Below are 1,723 nucleotides of genomic sequence, written 5' to 3' on the forward strand. Positions count from 1 at the left end.
TGATCCCCCGTCATAGGGGTCAAGTGGAGCTTTGCCGTTTTCAGCCAGCCGGTTGGAATAGCTGCGGATGACGAAGGGCCACCATCGAGTCACCAGAGCGGCAGGTTTTTGGTGGTCCATTGTGCGAAGGAGATAAGACTCCGTTCGAGAGAGGCGGGCCGTAGCCCGCCGCCTTTAGTATCCCAGGTTGGAACGTGCGCGGGCGTACTCGCTTTGGCGCAGTGAGTCCTTGAGTTCCTCCGGGCCGGGAAGCGGACGGTTCACCGGCTCGGGTTTAGCCAGAGGCTGTGGCGCGGGCTCTGCAATGTCGAGCTTAATGGGCTGAGGGGCCTTGCCCAACTCGATCAGTGCCATCTCGTGACCTGCTACAATCTCTTCGAGGCTCTGCACAGCAGCGCTGTGCTTCTCCATGACTTGGTCCATGTGCTTCTGGAGCCTGCCTCCCAAGTGCTGCTGCATATCCGCAAAGTGCTTGGTGAGTTCGTCGTGCATGCGCTGAAGCTTGCCATTCTGTTCTGTTAGGTACTCGACCTTGTCGGTTAGCTTCTTGACTTCGCCTACGAGCTTGCGCATGCCCGCGACGAGCGTGCCGGGATCAAAGCTCTCCATTGCCATCCTCCTTCGAGATGATCGCGCCGAATGGGTCGTAGAGGCCATGCAGCTTTGGCGCGTTCGATTTGCGGGAGCGCTTGTTGGCATAGAAGCGGTCGATCTCGATCTGCCCATCTGCAAGGTAAAGCACGGCATTCATCTCGCCTGAAGCCGAACAGCGGACAGCCACGAATTGACCATGGAAGTAGTGGTTGCCGGGCGGCGAGCCGATGTGCCCCATCTTGGCCCATGCTCCGTCAGGCTCTTCTTCCTTCCAGGCCCGCAGGTCATCGGCGACAGCCCGGTAGCGTGCGAGGTCGTCCTCCGTGAGCCTGCCTTCGGCATGTTCTGCCACGGCCCAGGCCACGACCTTCTTCGGGTCGATCAGTTCGACCACGCGATGCCAATGGGGCTCGCGCTGGTTCAAGGGTAGTCCGTCGTCGATATAAACCCGCAGCTTAAGGGTGTGCTGGGTGTTGCCCTTGCCGGGGTTTGGGCCATTGTCGAAGAACTGCGCCCGCATGGCCCGCACCCGCTCGATGGGCGGGAACTTCGTGAACCAGGGCTGATTGCTCGACCCCTTCTGGGACTTCTTGGCTACCTTCACCGCCTTTGGCGGGCTCGTCGTCATCTGAAGTTCATCAGTGCTCGGGGCAGCAAAAGTTCCGTCAACGTACGCTTCAAGCCATTCTTTAAGATTATCCATGAGTAAAAAGCTCTTAATTGATAAGATCAGTTTACCCGTCTGGGTCAGATTAGCGCAATAAATTTGCCATCCTCATAATGGGAAGCGCGAACTTCAGACTCTTCTTATTGAACAATATTGATCAACGACTCATGAAAAGAGTAATTGTTCAATAGGAAGAACAGGCTTTTTGCCCGTGGTCGAGGATGAACACGAGAGCAACAGCCGCGCGTTCCGCTCGGCCATGAACTCGACAGCGAGCAACACATCGAGATCAACGCCTCGCAGATGAATGGGTAAGCGGCGTTCGTGCGGATCGGAGCCACGGAGGAGCACCCGCAGGACCGGAGCAGATCGGGCCAGCAGGGTTCCCCAGATCAGACCTCACGCCGCCACGGGATCAGCCCGGTCCACCTCGACCGTCAGGGACCGGGCGATCCGCATCAC

Annotated in this window: 2 protein-coding genes; both read right to left on the reverse strand. The window is 58.2% G+C overall.

What is annotated here, in order from left to right:
• Positions 1-174: 174 nt before the first annotated feature.
• The gene (locus E4K09_RS02775) at positions 175-609 is read right to left on the reverse strand and encodes a hypothetical protein (RefSeq protein ID WP_134495031.1); all 435 of its coding nucleotides are present in this window, start codon (positions 607-609) and stop codon (positions 175-177) included.
• The gene (locus E4K09_RS02780) at positions 596-1,222 is read right to left on the reverse strand and encodes a hypothetical protein (RefSeq protein WP_134495033.1); all 627 of its coding nucleotides are present in this window, start codon (positions 1,220-1,222) and stop codon (positions 596-598) included. The genes E4K09_RS02775 and E4K09_RS02780 overlap by 14 nt, the downstream gene beginning before the upstream one ends.
• Positions 1,223-1,723 lie beyond the last annotated feature (501 nt).

Origin of the sequence: Microvirga pakistanensis, assembly GCF_004458765.1 — a bacterium.
GTDB lineage: Bacteria > Pseudomonadota > Alphaproteobacteria > Rhizobiales > Beijerinckiaceae > Microvirga > Microvirga pakistanensis.

Coding starts and splice junctions, on each gene's coding strand:
- E4K09_RS02775 (WP_134495031.1), bottom strand. CDS start 609: ATGGAGAGCTTTGATCCCGGCACGCTCGTCGCGGGCATGCGCAAGCTC.
- E4K09_RS02780 (WP_134495033.1), bottom strand. CDS start 1,222: ATGACGACGAGCCCGCCAAAGGCGGTGAAGGTAGCCAAGAAGTCCCAG.